The organism is Amycolatopsis sp. MEPSY49, assembly GCF_051337345.1.
Taxonomy (GTDB): Bacteria; Actinomycetota; Actinomycetes; order Mycobacteriales; family Pseudonocardiaceae; genus Amycolatopsis.
The window spans coordinates 712362-727040 of the sequence record NZ_JBDLYJ010000002.1; the positions used below are offsets into that span (position 1 = coordinate 712362).

17 protein-coding genes are annotated in these 14679 nt (G+C 71.6%); 8 read left to right on the top strand and 9 right to left on the bottom strand.

Annotation, left to right across the window (positions count from 1 at the left end; all coding sequences use genetic code 11):
- Positions 1-43: 43 nt before the first annotated feature.
- Positions 44-484, bottom strand: coding sequence for a nitroreductase/quinone reductase family protein (locus ABFJ78_RS12420; RefSeq protein ID WP_436386088.1), 441 nt, complete (start codon positions 482-484; stop codon positions 44-46).
- Entirely contained in the window at positions 481-1260 is a 780-nt protein-coding gene (locus tag ABFJ78_RS12425) for a glucose 1-dehydrogenase (protein ID WP_436386090.1), read from the bottom strand. Before ABFJ78_RS12425 ends, ABFJ78_RS12420 begins: the two co-directional genes overlap by 4 nt.
- A gap of 102 nt (positions 1261-1362) precedes the next feature.
- Here ABFJ78_RS12425 and ABFJ78_RS12430 point away from each other — a divergent pair, with 102 nt between their 5' ends.
- Positions 1363-1995 (top strand): TetR/AcrR family transcriptional regulator, encoded by a 633-nt coding sequence (locus ABFJ78_RS12430; protein WP_436386092.1) that lies wholly within the window; start codon positions 1363-1365, stop codon positions 1993-1995.
- A gap of 8 nt (positions 1996-2003) precedes the next feature.
- Here the strand turns inward: ABFJ78_RS12430 and ABFJ78_RS12435 are convergent, their stop codons facing one another.
- Positions 2004-2366: a nuclear transport factor 2 family protein gene (locus tag ABFJ78_RS12435; RefSeq protein WP_436386093.1), complete on the bottom strand. Its 363-nt coding sequence runs from the start codon at positions 2364-2366 to the stop codon at positions 2004-2006.
- A gap of 136 nt (positions 2367-2502) precedes the next feature.
- On the opposite strand from ABFJ78_RS12435, the gene ABFJ78_RS12440 reads away from it, so the two are divergent.
- Together ABFJ78_RS12440 and ABFJ78_RS12445 are read left to right on the top strand one after the other, a co-directional pair.
- Complete coding sequence (locus tag ABFJ78_RS12440) at positions 2503-3312, top strand: helix-turn-helix domain-containing protein (RefSeq protein WP_436386094.1); 810 nt, start codon at positions 2503-2505, stop codon at positions 3310-3312.
- Positions 3313-3355: 43 nt separating this feature from the next.
- Positions 3356-4129 carry an aldo/keto reductase gene (locus ABFJ78_RS12445; RefSeq protein ID WP_436386095.1) on the top strand — a complete coding sequence of 258 codons (774 nt, stop codon included), beginning with the start codon at positions 3356-3358 and terminating at the stop codon, positions 4127-4129.
- On the opposite strand, the gene ABFJ78_RS12450 is transcribed toward ABFJ78_RS12445, so the two are convergent.
- From ABFJ78_RS12450 to ABFJ78_RS12475, 6 genes are all read right to left on the bottom strand, one after another.
- The gene (locus ABFJ78_RS12450; RefSeq protein WP_436386096.1) at positions 4126-5544 is read right to left on the bottom strand and encodes a hypothetical protein; all 1419 of its coding nucleotides are present in this window, start codon (positions 5542-5544) and stop codon (positions 4126-4128) included. The genes ABFJ78_RS12445 and ABFJ78_RS12450 overlap by 4 nt on opposite strands.
- A gap of 115 nt (positions 5545-5659) precedes the next feature.
- Positions 5660-6541 carry a 3-methyladenine DNA glycosylase gene (locus tag ABFJ78_RS12455; RefSeq protein ID WP_436386097.1) on the bottom strand — a complete coding sequence of 294 codons (882 nt, stop codon included), beginning with the start codon at positions 6539-6541 and terminating at the stop codon, positions 5660-5662.
- Complete coding sequence (locus tag ABFJ78_RS12460; RefSeq protein ID WP_436386098.1) at positions 6538-7581, bottom strand: hemolysin family protein; 1044 nt, start codon at positions 7579-7581, stop codon at positions 6538-6540. The genes ABFJ78_RS12455 and ABFJ78_RS12460 overlap by 4 nt, the downstream gene beginning before the upstream one ends.
- Positions 7578-8915: a hemolysin family protein gene (locus ABFJ78_RS12465; protein WP_436386099.1), complete on the bottom strand. Its 1338-nt coding sequence runs from the start codon at positions 8913-8915 to the stop codon at positions 7578-7580. The genes ABFJ78_RS12460 and ABFJ78_RS12465 overlap by 4 nt, the downstream gene beginning before the upstream one ends.
- Positions 8916-9130: 215 nt before the next feature.
- Positions 9131-9694 (bottom strand): TIGR03086 family metal-binding protein, encoded by a 564-nt coding sequence (locus ABFJ78_RS12470; protein WP_436386100.1) that lies wholly within the window; start codon positions 9692-9694, stop codon positions 9131-9133.
- A 23-nt stretch (positions 9695-9717) separates the two neighbouring features.
- Positions 9718-10299 carry a TetR/AcrR family transcriptional regulator gene (locus tag ABFJ78_RS12475; protein ID WP_257918778.1) on the bottom strand — a complete coding sequence of 194 codons (582 nt, stop codon included), beginning with the start codon at positions 10297-10299 and terminating at the stop codon, positions 9718-9720.
- Positions 10300-10485: 186 nt separating this feature from the next.
- Here ABFJ78_RS12475 and ABFJ78_RS12480 point away from each other — a divergent pair, with 186 nt between their 5' ends.
- From ABFJ78_RS12480 to pip, 5 genes are all read left to right on the top strand, one after another.
- A complete protein-coding gene (locus tag ABFJ78_RS12480) occupies positions 10486-10887 on the top strand; it encodes a hypothetical protein (RefSeq protein ID WP_436386101.1) in 402 nt (133 codons plus the stop codon).
- A gap of 2 nt (positions 10888-10889) precedes the next feature.
- Positions 10890-11513 carry a DUF3558 domain-containing protein gene (locus ABFJ78_RS12485; protein ID WP_436386102.1) on the top strand — a complete coding sequence of 208 codons (624 nt, stop codon included), beginning with the start codon at positions 10890-10892 and terminating at the stop codon, positions 11511-11513.
- 3 nt (positions 11514-11516) lie between these two features.
- Complete coding sequence (locus ABFJ78_RS12490) at positions 11517-12839, top strand: WXG100 family type VII secretion target (protein ID WP_436386103.1); 1323 nt, start codon at positions 11517-11519, stop codon at positions 12837-12839.
- 34 nt (positions 12840-12873) lie between these two features.
- On the top strand, positions 12874-13602 hold the full coding sequence (locus ABFJ78_RS12495) for an ESX secretion-associated protein EspG (protein ID WP_436386774.1): 729 nt from the start codon (positions 12874-12876) through the stop codon (positions 13600-13602).
- Between the two features lie 79 nt (positions 13603-13681).
- On the top strand, positions 13682-14623 hold the full coding sequence (pip, locus tag ABFJ78_RS12500) for a prolyl aminopeptidase (RefSeq protein ID WP_436386104.1): 942 nt from the start codon (positions 13682-13684) through the stop codon (positions 14621-14623).
- Positions 14624-14679: the final 56 nt, after the last annotated feature.

Consider the following 14679-nt stretch of genomic DNA (forward strand, 5'->3'; position numbering starts at 1 on the left):
CGGGCTCCCCTGCCCGGGAGCCCGCACGCCGTTTTCCGGCTCTTCACAGGCGGAAGTCGACGCGCATCAGCCGGCTGTCGGCCCAGTCTTCGAGCCGGGTCGGCCGGATGGTGCCGGGGTCGTGGGGCTGGTTGAGATCCGCCACGATCTCCGCCAGCACGGCCTGGCGTTCGGCTGGGTCGGTGACCGGCGTGGCCCGTGCGGGCAGATCCGCGCGGATCCCGTTCTTGAGGTGGAACGTGAAGTCCGGGTTGGCGAGAAGGTTCGCATACCAGCCGGTCGCGGCCCCGCCGGCGCCACTGCACAGGTAAGTGGTGCCCGCGGCTCGGTAGAAGAAGATCTCGATGCGGCGTGCCCGGCCGGTGCGGCGCCCCAGCGTCGTGATGTCGATGATCCGTTCCCGGGTGCCCGCGGCGGGGGTGATCTCGATGGCTCGCCGGATGTGGTCGGGCAGGTGGGACGAAGACGCGTCCGCGGTGCTCATGCGGTCTCGGCCTGAAGGGCGGGGCCGAGGACGAGCCCACCGTCGATGACGTACTCCGACCCCGTGACGAACGACGCGTCCGATGACGCGAGGAACAGGAGGAGACGGCTGACGTCGGCCGGCTCCCCGAGCCGGGGGATGGCGAACGGCTCGGGCGAGTAGAAGTCTGCGATGGCCGCGACCGCGCCGGCTGCCGGTTCGTGGATGAAGGGGGTCGAGATCACGCCGGGGTGGATGGTGTTCACCCGGATGCGGTCGCGGCCGAGCTCGAGTGCGGCCGTTCGGGTGAGGCCTCGCACGGCCCACTTGCTGGCGACGTACGGCGCGTACTGGGCCGTACCGCCCAGGCCCATGGTCGAGGCGATGTTGACGATGGCTCCCCCTCCCGCGCGGCGCAACGCGGGGGCCGCGAGCTTGATGCCGAGGAAGATCCCGGTGAGGTTGACGTCGAGAATGCGCGACCACGTGGCCTGGTCCGTGTTCTCGATCGTCGCGGGCGGATTCTGCACGCCCGCGTTGTTGACGAGCACGTGCAGGGCGCCGAAAGCGCTCTCGGCGGCCGGCACAGCGGCGGACCACGAGCTCTCGTCGGTGACGTCAAGGCGGGCGAAGCGAGCGCGGGACCCGAGCTCGTCGGCGAGAGCGGCGCCGCGTCGCGCGTCGATGCCGCCGATCACCACGTTCGCTCCCTCCGCGTGAAAGGCGCGCACGTGGCTCGCGCCCTGGCCGCCGGTCCCGCCGGTCACGAGCACGGTCTGGTTGTCGAAGCGGGGCATGGGACGTTCCTCCGGTACGTGGTGAGCCGGTCGACTCACCATGCCTCGACCCTAGGTCGGCGGCAGTGGCGAGTCAAGCCACTCACCTCGTATGCTCGTCCCATGAGCGGGGTCGTGACGACGTACCACCAGCGCGTCGCCCAGGAGAAGCGCGCGCTGATCGTGACGGCCGCGACCGAACTGTTCCTCGAGCTGGGCTACGACCGGACGTCGCTGGCGCGGATCGCGGAGCGCTCGGGCGTTTCGCGGGCCACCCTGTTCAAGCAGTTCCCGACCAAAGCGGCTCTGTTCGACGCCATCGTGACCGAGTCCTGGTCGACCGCCGGCGAGGAGGATCCCCCGCCGGCGGGCGACATCGTCGACGGGCTCGGCATCATCGGTCGCCGTTACGCCGAGCTGCTGGGCCGGGCCCGGATGACCGACCTGTTCCGGATCGTCATCGCCGAGCTGCCGCGGTTCCCGGAGCTGGCCCACGCGCAGTTCTCGCACGGGAAGATGCCCTACTTCGAGTCCGTGCGCAGCTACCTCCTCGCCGAGCACGAGGCGGGAACGGTGCGGATCGAGGACGTGGACCTCGCGGCCACCCAGTTCCTGGGCATGATCTCCAACTACGTCTTCTGGCCGACGCTCCTGGTGCCGGGCTGGGAGGTGAGCCCCGAACGCGTCGCCCAGGTAGTCGACGAGGCCGTCCGCACCATCGCCGCCCGGTACGCCGCCGAGTCGCGCCGGCCGTGAGAGCGTTCTCAGCCGGGGATCTTGTCCAGGAAGCCGTGCACGGCGGCGATCTTCCCGTCTTCCAGCTCGACGACGTCGAACCCGATGGCGATGGGCTCGTCAGCCCCGGGCGCGCCGAGGTACCACTGGAACCGCGCGAGGTCGTGGTGCGCGTCGGGCTCGGCGGGCAGGCTGAAGGTGAGGCCGGCGAACTGTTGCTGGGCCCCGCCGACGAACTGGTCGATCCCGTCGTGTCCGGTGACGGCCCCGAGCGGGTCGGTGTAGCCGGCGTGTTCGGTGAAGACGTCGGCGATGAGGGCCCGGCGCTTGTCACCGTCGGTTTCGTTCCAGACGGCGATGTACTGCTCGACGAGGGCGCGGACGTCGGTCATGGGATGCTCCTTCGGTTGGGGGACAACGGGTTTGCCGTCGTCCGGTGCTGGGACCGACTTTGGCGGACCGGCGGCGGCCCGTCGATTACGCGCGAGGTAATGGCAGCCGCCCGCTGATCGCCGTAGCGTCGCTCGGGTGACGACCACAGTGCAGGCGGCCGCGCGGCAGCGGCCCGTCGGGCAGCTGCTGCGGGAATGGCGTGACCGGCGCCGGATCAGCCAGCTCGACCTCGCCATCTCCGCCGACATCTCCACCCGGCACCTCAGCTTCGTCGAGACCGGCCGCTCGCGGCCGAGCCGGGACATGGTGCTGCGGCTCGGCGAGCACCTCGACGTCCCGCTGCGCGAGCGCAACCGGCTGCTGCTAGCCGCCGGGTACGCGCCCGCCTACACCGAGAACGCGCTGGGGGACCCGGAAATGGACGCCGTCCGCCAGGCCGTCCGGCAGCTGCTCGCGAGCCACGAGCCCTACCCGGCCGCCGTCGTCGACCGGAACTGGGACCTCGTCGACGCCAACGCCGCCGTCGGGCTGTTCGTCGAGGGCGTCCCGGCCGAGCTGACCACCAACGTCCTGCGCGCGACCCTGCACCCCGACGGCATGGCCCCGCACGTGCTCAACCTGGGGGAGTGGCGCGCCCACCTGCTCGGCCGGCTCCGCCGCCAGGTCGGGCAGACCGCCGACCCCGGCCTGGCCGAGCTCCTAGCCGAGCTGCGCGGCTACCCCTGCGACCAGCCGGTGCCCGAGGTGGAGGTCCCTGGACCGGGTGACATCTTCGTCCCGCTGAAGTTCCGCCACGAGGGCACCGACCTGACGTTCTTCAGCACGGTGGCCACGTTCGGCACGCCCTTGGACATCACCGTCGCGGAACTGGTGATCGAGGCGTTCTTCCCGGCCGACGCGGCGACGGCGGCGTACCTGCGCGGGCGGGCCGCCGCAGTGGAATGATGGGGAACACCCGCGCAGCATCCGACGTGAGGATCACCGGTAGATGGCCGTCCCGCCTTCGCTCGCCCTGTCCGACGGAGTCCGCATTCCCCAGCTGCTGTTCGGTGTCGCGGGGCTGACCCCGGCCGAAACCGGCCGCGCCGTCCGCATCGCCCTCGACGTCGGCTACCGCGGCTTCGACACCGCGCCGGGGACCGAGGCGGCGGTCGGCGCCGCACTCGCCGGCACGCCCCGGGACGAGCTGTTCGTCAGCTTCAAGGTGCCCGCGCAGGGTTACGACACCGCGCGTCGCGCCGCCGACCAGGCGCTGACCGCGCTCGGGGTCGAGCGGGCCGACCTGTGCCTGCTGGACGGCACGAAAGGCGCGTTCACCGACACCTGGCGCGCTCTCAGCCGGCTGCGTGCCGACGGCCGCGTGCGCGCGGTGGGCGTCGCCGGCTTCGGCGTCGCGGAACTGCGCCGGCTGATCGACGCCACCGGCGCGGTCCCGGTGCTGAACCAGGTCGAGCTGCACCCGTGGCTGCAGCAGCTCCCGCTGCGCGAGTTCCACAGCGAGCGCGGCATCGTGACCGCCGCGTCGAGCCCGGCCGCGAACGCCGGCCTGCTGGCCGACGAGACCGTCACCGCGCTCGCGGCGAAGTACGGCAAGACCCCGGCCCAGATCGTGCTGCGGTGGCACCTGCAGGCGGGCACGGTCGCCGTGGCTGCCTCGGCCACCACGACCCGCACCCGGGAGAACTTCGGGATCTTCGACTTCGAGCTGGCCGACGACGACCTCGCCGTGGTGGCCGAGCTCGACAACGGCACGCGCGTCTAGCTCTTGATCCCCGCGGCGGCGAAGTCGGCCTGCTGGGGCGGTTGCTCGAGGTACTCGCGGAACGTCTGCGCCGCGCGGAGGACGGTGTCGTCGATGCCCTGCCCGGTGAGGCCGACGAACGGGTAGTCCGCGGAGCGGGCGTTCGCCACCGACTGGGCGGGGGAGCCGATCATCTCGGGCTTCTTCGTGGTCAGCTCGCTGACCCAGTACGACGACTCGGGCAGCCACGCGGCCGGGAGCCCGCCGATGGCGTCCAGGTTGGTCCGGCCGACCAGCGCGTCCAGGACCTGCGAAGACGCCTTGGCGTCGATCGTCACGTGCACGCACTGGCCGTGGACCACGGTCGCGGCCTGGTTCCACCGGTCGGCCGCGGCGGTCATCGGCTTCTGCACGCTCGGCGTGACGACGATCCGCATCTGCGACGTGCCGCCGGAGCAGCTGGCGGCCTGCGCCTCGGCGCGGCTGTTGAGCTCGCTGTCGGCCCAGTTCCAGCCGATCACGCCGAGTCCGATGAGGGCGGCGAGCACGGCGCAGGCGATCGGCCAGCCGGCGATCCGCCGCCGCGGCGCCTTCTTGCCGACGATCCGGTGCGAGCCGGTGGCCTCGCCCTTCCCGGCGATCCGGTGCGACCCGGTCGTCTCGCTCTTGCCTTCGGTGCGGTGCGGACCGGTGGCCTCGCTCTTGCTCTCGGTCCGGTGCGGGCCGGTGGTCTCGCCGCGCCTTGGGGTGCGGCGGGTGGCCGGCACGCCGGCGTCGTCGCGGCGGCGCCGGCGCGGAGTGCTTCCGGCACCGGCGGCGGGTTCGGGGCGGTCGAGGGTGCGGTGGGAGCCGGTGTTCTCCCCGCGGCCGGCGGCCCGGAAGGCGCCGGAGCTCTCGCCGCGGGCCGTGATCGGGTAGTCGCCGGAGGCTTCGCCGTGCCGGGTGATGACCTCGGTCCGTTCGGCGGCGGTTTCGTCGCGCCGGGCGACCGGGAAGGAACCGGAGGCTTCCCCGCGACGGCCGGCGCGCCGGCCGGTGACGGGGTAGGAGCCGGAGGTCTCACCACCGCGGGCAGGCGGTTCGCCGCGCCCGGCGACGGGATGGGGGCCGGAAGCCTCGCCGCGACGAGCGGCGGGGTGCGGGCCGGTGGTTTCACCGCGCCCGGCGACGGGGTACGAGCCGGAAGCTTCACCGCCGCCCGAGACGAAATACCCGGACGACTCACCGCGGGGCGTGCCGCGGCCGGCGATCCCGAAGGCGTCGGAGATGGAGCTGCGCTTCTTCGACGGTCCCTGGCCCGCGACCGGGTAGGCGCCGGAGGCCTCGCCACGGCGGGCATCGCCGGGGTGGCGGCGCGGCTGTCCTCCGCCCGGGGGAGTGCCGGCACGGTCCTGAGGGTGCGGCACGGGCTCGTCGTCCCGGGTGTGTCGCCCCATCGTCGTCCTTTCGGGGTGAGCGCATGTCAAGCACGCGCTGCGATGCAATGAAACCGTTATCACCCTAACAGGTGAGTATCAGTGAGAGAATAATCTGACTCACAGTGGAGCGTGCTCAGGGTGCTGCTCTGACCAGGCGATGGCAGTGCGCGATCAGCCGAGCACGCAGCGGTGCGGCCCGCCGGGCGAACCCGCCCTGCGCCCTGGCGTATTCGGCGCGTCCTTCGGCCGTCTCGATCCGCACCGGCGGGTAGCCGAGCGCGGCCAGGTCGTACGGGCTCGCGCGCATGTCGAGCGTCCGGATCTCGACGGCCAGCTCGAAGCAGTCCGCCACCAGCTCCGCGGGCACGAACGGATCGAGCTTGTACGCCCATTTGAACAGATCCATGTTCGCGTGCAGGCACCCCGGCTGCTCGAGTGCGACCTGCGTCTCCCGGGACGGCGTCAGCTCGTTGCGCGGCCGCGCGTCCGCGGTGAAGAAGCGGAACGCGTCGAAGTGCCCGCAGCGGACGTCCAGCGCCTCCACCACGGCGTCGGTGCCCGCCGATCCGAGCCGCAGCGGGACCTGGTTGTGCCGGACCGAGTCCGCCGGCTCGCGGTAGACCATGGCCCACTCGTGCAGGCCGAAACAGCTCAGCCGCGGCGCGCGCGACGCCGTCGCGGTCAGCAGGCCCAGGACGAACTCGGCCGTCCGCGCCTTGCTCTCGGTGAAGCCGGCGGGATCCAGCAGGACGCCGTCGCCGGTCGAGACGTACCCCTTGCGGTCCAGGAAGCGCCGCGCCGCGGGCCCGGCGAGCGCGACACCGGGCCCGGGCTGCCACCGCTCCAGGTGCGACGGCCGGTACGAGTAGTAGGTGAACAGGAAGTCCAGCACCGGGTGCTTCTCGCCGCGCGAGCGCCGGTCCTGGTGCGGGCCGGTCCACCGCCGCATCCGCTCGACGTGCGCCGCCTCCCGGGCCAGCCAGTCCGGTTCGGCGAGCACCTCGACACTCGTCATGCGCCGACGTGGGTTCCGTCGCGCACGGTGCCCACGTACTCCTCGACGAGGTCCTCCAGCGCCACGACGCCGACGGCGTTGCCGCCCGTGTCGAGCGCCCGCGCCAGGTGGCTGCCTTCCTTGCGCATGGCCGAAAGCGCGATGTCGAGCCGGGCGTCGGCGCGCAGCTCGGTCAGCGGGCGCGTCTTCGCGTCGGGCACGATCGTCGCCGGGTCGTGCCCGGCCAGCTCGAGGACGTCCTTCACGTGGATGTAGCCGGTCAGCCGCCCGTCGTCGGTGCACACCGGGAACCGCGAGAAGCCGGTCGAGGAGACCGCCCGCTCGACGTCGCCGACGGTCGGCCCGCACGGCAGCGTGGTCAGCTCGGCCGTCGGCACCAGCACGTCGGCCACGGTCTTCTCCACCGAGGACAGCGTCTGGGTGAGGCGCCGGTGCTCGGACTGGTCGATCAGGCCCTCCCGGCGCGACTCGCTGAGCAGCTCGGCGAGCTCGTCGGACGTGTAGGCCGTCTCCAGCTCGTCCTTCGGCTCGACCTTCACCGCGCGCAGCAGCGAGTTGGCGACGAAGTTCAGCAGCCAGATGAACGGGTTGGCGAGCTTGACCCACCCGACGTGCACCGGCACCAGCCACAGCGCGAGCCGCTCGGGCTCGGCGATGGCGAGGTTCTTGGGCACCATCTCGCCGATCAGGACGTGCAGCACGGTGATGAACGCCAGCGCGATGGCGAAGGAAATCGGGTGCAGCAGCGCTTCGGGCAGGCCCAGCAGGTCGAAGAACGCCGACAGCCGGTGCGCGACCGCGGGTTCGCCGAGGCGGCCGAGCAGCAGCGAGCAGATGGTGATGCCCAGCTGCGCGCCGGCGAGCATCAAGGACACGTGCTTGCTCGCGTTGATGACGATCTTCGCGCGCGTCTTGCCCTGCTCCAGCAAGGCTTCGAGCCGGTCCCGCCGGGAGGAGATCAGCGTGAACTCCGCGCCGACGAAGAAGGCGTTCGTCAGCAGCAGGAGCACGACGAGGGCGATGTTCAGCCAGTCGCTCACGAGGCCACCTCCGCCGGTTCTTCGCTACGGACCGGGGCCACTTCGACCTCGGCGATCCGGCGTTTGTCCATCGTGGTCACGGTGAGCCGCCAGCCGTCGACCTCGGCGGCGTCCCCCTCGGCGGGGATCTTGCCCAGCCGCTCGAGGATCAGCCCGGCGATGGTTTCGTAGTCGCCGTCCGGCATCCGGAACCCGGTGACGTCGGTGACCTCGTCGGCGCGCAGCTGCCCGGACACCAGCCAGCTGTCGGTGCCGACCTGCTGCGACGCCGGGCCTTCGTGGTCGTCGTGCTCGTCGCGGACGTCGCCGATGATCTCCTCGACGACGTCCTCCAGGGTCACCAGCCCGGCGGTGCCGCCGTACTCGTCGACGACGATGGCGACCTGGAAGCGGGAGTCGCGCAGGCGGTTGAGCAGGTCGTCGCCGGGCAGCGACTCGGGCACGGTCGGCACCGGCCGCATGACCGAGCCGATCGGCACGGCGGCGCGGTCGGCGGCCGGCACGGCGAAGGCCTGCTTGACGTGCACGGCGCCGCGGACGTCGTCGAGGTCCTCGGCGTGCACCGGGAACCGCGAGAACCCGGTGCGGCGCGAGATGTCGATGAGGTCCTCGATGGTGTCGTCGATCGCCAGCGACTCGAGCTGCACGCGCGGAGTCATCAGCTCCTCGGCGGTGCGCTCGCCGAAGCGCAGCGAGCGGTCGAGGAGTTCGGCGGTCGAGGTGTCGAGCGTCCCGCTTTCGGCACTGGACCGCACGATCGAGCCGAGCTCCTGCGGCGAGCGCGCCGACCGCAGCTCTTCCTGGGGTTCGACGCCGAACTTGCGCACGAGGAAGTTCGCGCTGTTGTTCATGAGCGTGATGAGCCACCGGAAGAGGGCGGAGAACCGCGAGTGGTAGCCGGCGACGGCCCGCGCGGTCGGCAGCGGCCGCGCGATGGCGAGGTTCTTCGGCACCATTTCGCCGAGGATCATCGACAGCGAAGTGGCGATGATCAGGGCGAGCACGATCGACGCCCCGGCGGCGAACCCCGCCGGGAGTCCGACGCCGGTGAGCAGCGGCCGGACGAGCTCGCCGATCAGCGGCTCGGCCAGGTAACCGGTGATCAGCGTGGTCAGGGTGATCGCGACCTGGGCGCCGGAGAGCTGGAAGGACAGCGTCCGGTGGGCCTTCTGCACGGTCAGGGCGCGGCGGTCGCCGACCTGCCGCACGTTGGCCTCGACGGTGCTGCGTTCCAGCGCGGTCAGCGAGAACTCGGCGGCGACGGCCAGCCCGGTGCCGACGGTCAGCAGCACGAAGAGGAGGACGCCGAGCACGGCGAAGAGGATCTGGATCATTCCGCACCCGCCCGGTCGGCGGGGGATGAACCTATCGGACAGCCGGGTCGGTCACCCGGCTCGGTACTGTCACCAGGTGACTGCGCTGCGCGCACGAAACGGTCACTCCTAGTAGGAAATCGGCGTGTACTGCGACGATGCGGACAAGTTTAACGTGTCGGCGCCCGGTCTCGCCGGGATATCGGTGTGTCGGCGCGCTCACCTTGGCGGGTGGTTCAGGCGGGCTGCCGCCCGAGCAGGGCGACGAGCCGTGCGGTGGGCCCCGCGCCACGGTGCACCGGGACCGGGGGGTCGAAGATCCCCAGCCCCTGCCACTCGTCCACCCACGGCCGCACGACGTCGAGGAGGCTTTCGGCCAGCGCCTCGGTCACCGGACAGGGGAGGCCGAGTGCCGTCGCCAGGTCCCAGGCGTGGACCGCCGCGTCGATCGTCATCTGCCAGCCGTACTCGCGGGCCGGGACCAGACCCGCCGACACGTGCACCGCGCGTTCGAGCGCCCCTTCGTCGAGGAACGCTTCGCGGGCGGCCTCGGCGGCCGCGTCCCAGGCGGCCACCGGGTCTTCGCCGAGGACGTCGCCGTCGAAGCGGTCGCCCACGTCGTCCAAAGTGGCCCCCGCGAGCAGGGACGGCGCCCACAGCTGCTCGGCGACGAGGTGGTTCACGAGGTCGCGGACCGTCCACTCGGCACACGGCGTCCGGCGGTCCCAGCCGGCGCCGGCGGCGTGCACCGCGTCGCCGAAGGCCCGCAACGCCTGGCCGTGCGCCTCGAGGAGATCCACGCGGGCCATTGGACCACGCGTGATCAGGCGGTGCCCGGCCGGTGCCGCCGCACGGTCTCCTCGACGAGGTCGAGCACCGGCCCCAGCCCGGCCGCGGGCAGGCCCATGGCCAGGTGCGAGACGAGTCCTTCGAGGACGAGTTCGAGGAAGGCGGTGAGCACGTCGACGTCGACGTCGTCGCGCAGGTTGCCGGCCTCCCGCTGGCGCAGCAGGCGCAGCCGGGTGGCGGTGGTCAGCTGCTCGGACCGTTCGGCCCAGCGGGCGCGGAACTCGGGGTCGGTCCGCAGGCGCCGGCTCACCTCCAGGCGCGTCCCGAGCCAGTCGGCCGGGTGGTCGCCGCCGGCGAGCAGGTCGCGCATGACCTGGACGAGGCCCTGCTCGGCGACGACGTCGGCCATCCGGATGGCGTCGTCCTCGGCGAGGGCGAGGAAGAGCGACTCCTTGTCGCGGAAGTGGTGGAAGATGGCCCCGCGCGACAGCCCGGTGGCTTCCTCCAGGCGCCGGACTGTGGCACCTTCGTAGCCGTAGCGCGCGAAGCAGACGCGCGAGCCGTCGAGGATCTGGCGCCGGCGTGCGTCGAGGTGATCCTGGCTTACGCGTGGCATCCTGAAATCCTGGCACCGAGGACGGGGACTTCGCAATCCGTACGTACGTACTGTGACCCGGAGTGCCCGGGAACCGAACCCGGCTCACCATCGTCGGAACGTTGCGGCGATTCGCTGACACGGCGTGAGACAGTTGGCTAATCTTTGCACCATCACGGTGGGTGAACTGAGGGGAAGGTGCGGAGCGTGATCATCGGCGAAGCCGGGCAGGCGGTCCAGGCGGTCTGGGGTGGCGACATCCTGGGCCAGAGCGGCCGCGTCTACGGCGGCGGTGGCGGCGGGGGCGGTCAGTTCAAGATGGACCCCGAGGAGCTCGCCTCGGTGATCGGGTTGTGGGAAGACGAGCTGGACAAGATCGTCGAGGACAAGGACCGGATCAACTTCATCATCACGTCGCTGAAGGCGCCGGGCGAGGATGTTGTCAGCGGTGGGTACGTCTCGACGACCATGGACTCCCTTTCGGCACTTCAGGCGCAGAACGACTCAATGCTGAAGTACGTGCAGAACTACGTGAAGAAGCTCAAGGAAGCCCAAACCAAGACGGTCGCCACCGACCAGGGCATGGCCGACCCCTTCCGGACGGTGTGACCGTGTACCTGCCCGTTCGGGTCACGGCCGGTGCCGTGGCCGTCGCCCTGCTGCTCGCCGGCTGCTCGACGGAAAAGCCCGGGACCGCTTCGCCTGCGCCGACTCAGCCGATGTCGTCCGGCGCTGCGGCCAATCCGGATGTGCCCAAGGTGACCACTCCGCTCGACGTCTCGAAGTACACCGCCAAGCCGTGCGACATCGTCCCGGCTCCGACGTTGTCGGCGCTGCAGTTCACCGAGCCCGGAGACACCCAGTTGCAGGACGACGGTATCGGTGCTGTCGGTCCGGGTTGCAGCTGGAAGATCTCTGGTGCGGGGGTGAGCATGCAGGTCATCATCGGCACCGGTAACCGAGACCGGGGCCTCGGCGGCCTGGCCGGGCTGTACACGGCGCACGAAGACGGCCAATTCCCGTTCCTCGAAAAGGCGCCGGACGTCGAGGGTTACCCGGCGATATACATCGACAAGCGCGACCGGCGCCCGCAGGGCAACTGCAGCTTGGACATCGGTGTCGCCGACGACCTCGCCGTCGGCGTGTATTCGGGGGGCTACGAGGGGCAGCAGGATTCCTGCGCCGCGGCCGGGCAGGTCGCGGCCGCGGTCATCACCACACTCAAGGGGGCATGACGAGTGGACGGCAAGCAGATCTACGACAACTTCAGACAAGGCGACACCACGAGCCTGCGCACGGCCGCCGACGAGGTCGCGAACCTGTCGAACGCCTACCTGGACCGCGCGCAGGGCATCAAGTCGCTGCAGGACCGGATGAAGCAGGCCTGGACCGGAAGCGCGGCCGACGCCGCGAACGCCGGGGCCGGTCCGCTCGAGCAGGCCTTCGCCGAGACCGCCCAGCCGCTGGACGTCACCAAGGCGTCGGTCGATTCGCAGGCGACCGCGTTCGACCACTCCAGCAGTTCTGTCGTCGAGGTGCCGCCGAAGCCGGAGAAGCCGAGTCCGTGGAGCGTGGGGCTGAAGGCCGCCATCCCGATCGCCGGCCCCTTCATGGCCAAGGACGACATCGACGACTACCAGTCCGGGATCGCGAAGTACAACGCGGCCAACGAAACCAACGTCCGCGTGATGGACCAGTACAGCAGTGTCACCGACAGCACCAGGTCGGCGCTGCCCACCGACTACGGCGTCCTCGAGTCCGACGGCGCCGCGATCTCCGTGAACAAGCCCGACGGCCCCGGGCCGATCATCGTCGACAGGCACAAGTGGTACCGGGAGGGTGGCGATCCCGGCGACGACGACCACACCTCGACCACCAGCGTCGACCCCGGCCGCACCGGGGGGACCGACCAGCCCGGCGGTACCGACAAGCCCGGCTCCACGGATCGCCCCGGCAGCACGGATCGCCCGGGCAGCACCGACAGGCCGGGTGGCATCACCGATCGCCCCGGGAACATCCCGAAGCCCGGCGCCGACGACACCCACACCACCGGCACCGGCCGTCCCACCCCGACCCGGCCCGGGCAGGTCACCGACCGCCCGGGCAACACGCCGCCGAACGTCGACGGGTTCAACTACTACCCGACCGGCACCGGCGGCCAGAACTACTCGAACACCTTCGGCAACGACCCCAACGCGCCCGGCCGCGGCCCGACGAGCGGCAACGCCGGCAGCCGGCTGCTGGACTCCAACGGCCGGCCGATCAGCGGAAGCGGAAGCGGCGCCGGCGGTGGCAGCGGGTCGGCGGCGGGGGAGCGCGGCCTGGGCAGCGGGCGCGGATCCGGCATGGGCAGCCTCGGCAACGCGGCCGCCGCGGAGGCCGCCGCCGCCCGGTCGGCGGCCGGGCGCTCCGGGCAGATGGGGCCGATGGGCCCCGGCGGCCGGCGGGGCGAGGGCGAGGAAGATGATGAGCACCAGCGGCCGGACTTCCTGATCGAAGCGGATCCGGACGCGATCTTCGGCACCGACCAGCGGACCAGTCCGCCGGTCATCGGCGAGTAGAGCGAGTAGGCGGGTGGACGTGGCAACAGGCCGGGTGGACGTTCCGGTCGAGGCGCTGGCCGCACTGGCCGAGCGCGAGCAGGTCGGTCAGCTGCACATCACACTCCGCCCGGAGCCGCTGTGGCTCTCGGACGAGGAGCGCGCCGAGGCGGACAAGCGGGTGGACGCCGCGCTGGCCGAGGCCGGGCTGGTCGACGCGCGCGGCCGGGCCGCCGTCGACTTCCTCGACTGGCTCCCGTTGCTGGTCAACCCGGCGCGGGAGTGCTATGGCTGGGTCGGGGTGGACGGCCAGACCTACGGCGTGCTCGCCGCCGCGAAAGGCCTCCAGGCGGTCCTCGCCGTCTCCGACGGCACGCACGTGGGCGTCCAGGAGATCGACCGGAACCGGCTCGCCGAGTCGCTCGTCGAGCAGCTGCCGCCGCTGGGGGCCGGCGGCGGCCAGCCGCGCACCGTCCGGGTGGCGGACCTGACCGAGGCGGCCCGCCGCGGTCAGGACGCCTACCCGCTCGACCCGGCGATCGCCGACGTCGTCAGCCTGGTGCAGCGGCCGGTCTCGGGCAGCGGCGAGCTCTACGTCGGACGCCGCGACGAGGTCGGCCGGCACACCTGCCTGCAGCAGCCGCTGCACTACGCCGACACGGACTGGGGCCGCTACCTCAGCTACACCGCGGGCGCGGGCGACGACGCCGTCATCCACATCGGCCCGGCGGGCCCGCGCGAACTGGCCGACACGCTCTCGGAGCTGGCCGGCGCCCTGGTCTGAAGCGGATAAACCCGCGCGTCGTGCCGCCCAGGGCGCTAATGTGACAGCGCTGTTGTATTCCGGGCGGAAGGACGCGCTGATGCTGTACCCCGAGATCGAGCCGTACGAGCACGGCCTGCTCGACGTCGGCGACGGGCACGAGATCTACTGGGAGACGTGCGGGAACCCGGACGGGAAACCGGCGCTCGTCGTGCACGGCGGCCCCGGCACCGGCTGCTCGACGAACCTGCGCCGCTACTTCGACCCGGCGCGCTACCGCGTCGTGCTGGTCGACCAGCGCGGCTGCGGCCGCAGCACCCCGCACGCCGGCGCGCCGGTGGCCGACCTGTCCGCCAACACCACCGACCACCTGGTCGCGGACTTCGAACTGTTCCGGACGCGGCTCGGCATCGAGAAGTGGCTGCTGTTCGGCGGTTCCTGGGGCTCGGTGCTCAGCTTGACCTACGCCCTGCGGCACACCGAGCGGGTCAGCGAAATGGTCCTGATGGGCCTCGCGACGGACCGGTTCATCGAGATCGAAATGCTCATCCGCGGGCTCGGGGCGTACTTCCCGGAGGCCTTCGAGAAGTTCCGCCAGGGCGTGCCGGAGAGCGAGCGGGACGGCGACCTGTCCGCCGCCTACCACCGGCTGCTGATGGACCCCGACCCGGCGGTCCACCGCAAGGCGGCCGACGACTGGTGCGCCTGGGAGGACGCGATGCTCCCGGGCGTGCCGCCGTACAAGGCCTTCGAGGATCCGGCCTACCAGCTCTGCTTCGCCCGGCTGGTCACGCACTACTTCAGCAACCGGGTTTTCCTGCCCGACGGCGAGATCCTGCGCAACCTCGGCAAGCTCGCCGGGATCCCCGCCGTGCTGGCCCAGGGCGTGCTCGACACGAGCAACATCGTCGGCACGCCGTGGCTGCTGCACCACGGCTGGCCGGGCAGTGAACTGGTCATGCTCGACGACATCGGGCACTCCACGCAGGACGCCCCGATGCAGGACGTGCTCGTCGGCGCGACCGACCGCTTCGCCCGCTAGCCCGGTCGTGAGTGAGAAACGGTGTTCCAACCCTGTTTCTCACTCACGACCGGCCA

Bases quoted from the DNA above. Each gene is read 5' to 3' on its own strand.
- ABFJ78_RS12445 (WP_436386095.1), top strand. From the start codon at position 3,356: ATGGCCGTCCCGCCTTCGCTCGCCCTGTCCGACGGAGTCCGCATTCCC.
- ABFJ78_RS12450 (WP_436386096.1), bottom strand. From the start codon at position 5,544: ATGGGGCGACACACCCGGGACGACGAGCCCGTGCCGCACCCTCAGGAC.
- ABFJ78_RS12420 (WP_436386088.1), bottom strand. From the start codon at position 484: ATGAGCACCGCGGACGCGTCTTCGTCCCACCTGCCCGACCACATCCGG.
- ABFJ78_RS12425 (WP_436386090.1), bottom strand. From the start codon at position 1,260: ATGCCCCGCTTCGACAACCAGACCGTGCTCGTGACCGGCGGGACCGGC.
- ABFJ78_RS12475 (WP_257918778.1), bottom strand. From the start codon at position 10,299: ATGCCACGCGTAAGCCAGGATCACCTCGACGCACGCCGGCGCCAGATC.
- ABFJ78_RS12455 (WP_436386097.1), bottom strand. From the start codon at position 6,541: ATGACGAGTGTCGAGGTGCTCGCCGAACCGGACTGGCTGGCCCGGGAG.
- ABFJ78_RS12435 (WP_436386093.1), bottom strand. From the start codon at position 2,366: ATGACCGACGTCCGCGCCCTCGTCGAGCAGTACATCGCCGTCTGGAAC.
- pip (WP_436386104.1), top strand. From the start codon at position 13,682: ATGCTGTACCCCGAGATCGAGCCGTACGAGCACGGCCTGCTCGACGTC.
- ABFJ78_RS12430 (WP_436386092.1), top strand. From the start codon at position 1,363: ATGAGCGGGGTCGTGACGACGTACCACCAGCGCGTCGCCCAGGAGAAG.
- ABFJ78_RS12465 (WP_436386099.1), bottom strand. From the start codon at position 8,915: ATGATCCAGATCCTCTTCGCCGTGCTCGGCGTCCTCCTCTTCGTGCTG.